Genomic DNA, 3055 nt, shown 5'->3' with positions numbered 1-3055 from the left:
CCTGAGGTTGATGAAGGTTCCCTTCATCCCGAACCCTGAGGAGACGATGTGGTCACCATCGCGGAGGTCGCGCGGCACGCTGGGGTCGCCCCGAGCACGGTGTGCTACGTGCTCACTGGCAGGCGGTCCATCTCGGCCGGCACGAAGTCCAGGGTCCGGGCGAGCATGAGAGCACTGGGCTACCGGCCTCAGGTGGCCGTCAGGACGTCCGGCGGCGCCAGGGTGAACGTCATCGGGCTCGTGCTGCCCTCGCGAGCGGACATCTACCTGCCGTCGGTGACGCGGTTCGTCGCCGGCGCGGTCACGACGGCTCGCGGGTTCGGGATGGACCTGCTGCTGATGACCGCGGACGACGGCCTGCCAGGACTGCGGCGGATCGCGAACGCGGCACAGGTGGACGGGCTGCTGGTGCTCGACGCCGAGCTGGAGGAGGACCGGCTGCCGTCGTTGCGGCACCTGTCCATCCCGTCAGTCCTGATCGGACGGACGGCTGCGAGCCGGCTGCCCTGTGTGGACGTGGATTTCGAGGCCGCCGGAGCGAAGTGCCTCGACCACCTCGCCGACCTCGGTCACCGCGGCGTCGGGTTCCTCGGCGCGCCGGGCGCGGTGTACCGCGAAGCCGGTTTCGCGCGCCGGACGATGACGGGGTTCAGCGCGGCCGCGATGCGCCGGGGTGTCGTGGCGACCACGCTGGCCGTCGAGGAGGACGGCGACGCGGTGGCGCGGGCGGTCGAGGTGCTGGTGCGCGCGAACCCGTCGACGACGGCGCTGGTCGTGCACAACGAGACGGCGCTCGGCGCGGTCACCGCCTGCCTGCGTGCGGCCGGTCGCCGTGTGCCAGGCGACATCGCCGTGGTCGCGATCTGCGCCGACGAGGTCGCCGAACGCTTGTCGCTCACCTCGGTGCGGCTGCCCGCGCAGGAGCTCGGCCGGCAGGCGGTGGAGCTCCTGGTCGCGGAGTTCGACGGCAGGAAACCGTCTCAGGTCGTGCTGGTGCCACCACTGTGCCGGCGCGCGAGCACCCCGGAACCGGTCAGGCTCCGGGGTGTGCGCACAGCAGGCTGACGGTCAGGCCTTGGCCCAGCGTTGGCCACTGCTGTTGTTGCAGGTCGCGACGGTGACGGCCGCGCCATTGTTGTTGCTGGTGGAGTTGAGGCAGAGTCCTGTTTGGACGTTGGTGATGGTGGTGCCCGTGATGTTCCACTTCTGGTTGGCGCCGCCGTTGCAGTCCCAGATCCGGGCCTGAGCACCGGCGCCGGCGTTGGCGGGCACCTCGACGCACTTGCCGGTCACCCGGAGTGCTTGGCCGTCGAGGGTGAACTGCTGGTTGGCGTTGTTGTGGCAGTCCCAGGTGATCATCTGGGTGCCGTTGGCGGTGCCGGCGCCGTTGACGTCGAGGCAACGACCGGAAGCCTCGCCGCGCAACCGGAACGTCGTCGGCGGTACAGGTGTCTCGCCGGTGAAGAACTTCCACACCTCGCCCTTGACCCAGCTGCGGGCACCGCTCTCACAGCCCGCGCAGCCGTCGACCGGTCCCTGTTGGTGGCCGCCGTCGAACGGCGCCCACACCACCGGATAGCCGGTCTTGCACCCCGAGTAGTACGTGGTGATGTGCGTGTTGCTGCCCCGGGCCGGCTCGGGAGCGTTCTGCGGGGTGCAGCCGTTGTTGCGGACCCACTTGTCCTTCAGCGCCCGGCCACCGCCGATGTTGTCGCTGATGCCGTGGATGCCCATGAACGCGACCGGAGTTGTGCCGCCCGCGCATCCGCTGATCTCCCCACCGGCGATGGAGACGATCGCGCGGAAGACGGCCGGGCGGGCGCAGGCGAGCGCGACGCTCATCCCGGCGCCGTAGCTGAAGCCCAGCGCGAAGACCTGGGTGGTGTCCACGCAGAGATCGCCGCCGATCCGGCTGATCATGTCGTCGACGAACCTGACGTCCTCGCCGCCGGGGTTCGCCCAGCCGTTGTTGAGCCCCTGTGGAGCGACGAAGATCGTCGAGTTGTTCGACAGCTGCTTCAGTCCGTAGTGGGCGTAGACGGCGCCGTCGCTGCCGCCACCCGCCACCTGCTCGGCAGTGCCTCCGTACCAGTGGAAGCCGAAGACCAGCCGGTACTGGCGTGTGTTGTCGTAGTTGTCCGGGATGCTCAGGATGAACTGCCGGCTCTTCCCGCCGCTCTGGATCGTCAGCTTGCCGTTCTGGAGCGTGGGAGCCTTGCCGCAGCCGGGAGTCGTGCTGCTCGCGTCGGCGGTGCCGACACCGGAGAAAGTCAGCGCGGCGGTGGCCAGCGCGATCAGCCACCGCCTTCTACGAGAGGCCCGCATCAGGCCTTGGCCCAGCGCTGGTCGGTGCCGCCCCGGCAGGTCGCCACGGTCACGGCCGAGTTGTTGCCCGTGCCCCCCGCGGTCAGACAGAGTCCTGTTTGGACACTGGTGATGGTGCCGGTGCCGGTGACGTTCCAGTTCTGGTTGGCGCCACCGTGGCAGTCCCAGATCTGCACCCTGGTGCCGGAACCGGCGTTGTTGGGCGCGTCCAGGCACTTGCCGCTGACCTGCAGCGCCTGGCCGTTCTGGCTGAACTGCTGGTTGGCGTTGGTGTGGCAGTCCCAGATGATCAGCTGGGTGCCGTTGGCCGTGCCCGCGCCGGTCACGTCGAGGCAGCGGCCGGAGCCCTCGCCGCGCAGCCGGAACGTGGTCGGGTCGGGAGGCGGCGTGGTGGTGGTCGTCGGGCCGGGGCCGCCGTCGAACTGGGTGATGAACTTCCAGGCCTCGCCGGAGGTCCAGGTGCGCCAGCCGTCGCCGCCGGAGTCGATCGGGCCGGGGGTGTGCCCGCCGTCGAACGCGGCCCACACCACCGGGTAACCCGCGCGGCAGCCGCTGTAGTTGGTGATGATGTGCGTGCGGCTGCCCGCACGGGGTTCCGGCGCGTTCTGGGCGGTGCAGCCGTTGTTGCGCACGAACCTGTCGCGCAACCCGCGGCCGAGACCGATGTTGAGCACGTTGTCGCTCACACCGTGGATGCCCATGTAGGCGATGGGATCGTTGCCGCCACTGC

Annotated in this window: 3 protein-coding genes; 1 reads left to right on the top strand and 2 read right to left on the bottom strand. The window is 69.9% G+C overall.

What is annotated here, in order from left to right; translation table 11 throughout:
• Window positions 1-48 precede the first annotated feature (48 nt).
• Window positions 49-1065, top strand: coding sequence for a LacI family DNA-binding transcriptional regulator (locus UK23_RS47940; RefSeq protein ID WP_045318544.1), 1017 nt, complete (start codon window positions 49-51; stop codon window positions 1063-1065).
• A gap of 3 nt (window positions 1066-1068) precedes the next feature.
• Here the strand turns inward: UK23_RS47940 and UK23_RS47935 are convergent, their stop codons facing one another.
• Window positions 1069-2325 (bottom strand): ricin-type beta-trefoil lectin domain protein, encoded by a 1257-nt coding sequence (locus UK23_RS47935; protein WP_082115565.1) that lies wholly within the window; start codon window positions 2323-2325, stop codon window positions 1069-1071.
• Window positions 2325-3055 (bottom strand): RICIN domain-containing protein (locus UK23_RS47930; protein WP_045318543.1); only part of this gene is annotated, 731 nt, incomplete at its 5' end. The genes UK23_RS47935 and UK23_RS47930, both read right to left, overlap by 1 nt.

Origin of the sequence: Lentzea aerocolonigenes, from assembly GCF_000955955.1 — a bacterium.
Taxonomy (GTDB): Bacteria; Actinomycetota; Actinomycetes; order Mycobacteriales; family Pseudonocardiaceae; genus Lentzea; species Lentzea aerocolonigenes_A.
Note: the sequence above shows the minus strand (reverse complement) of the source record. Positions and strands in the feature narration are given on the sequence as shown.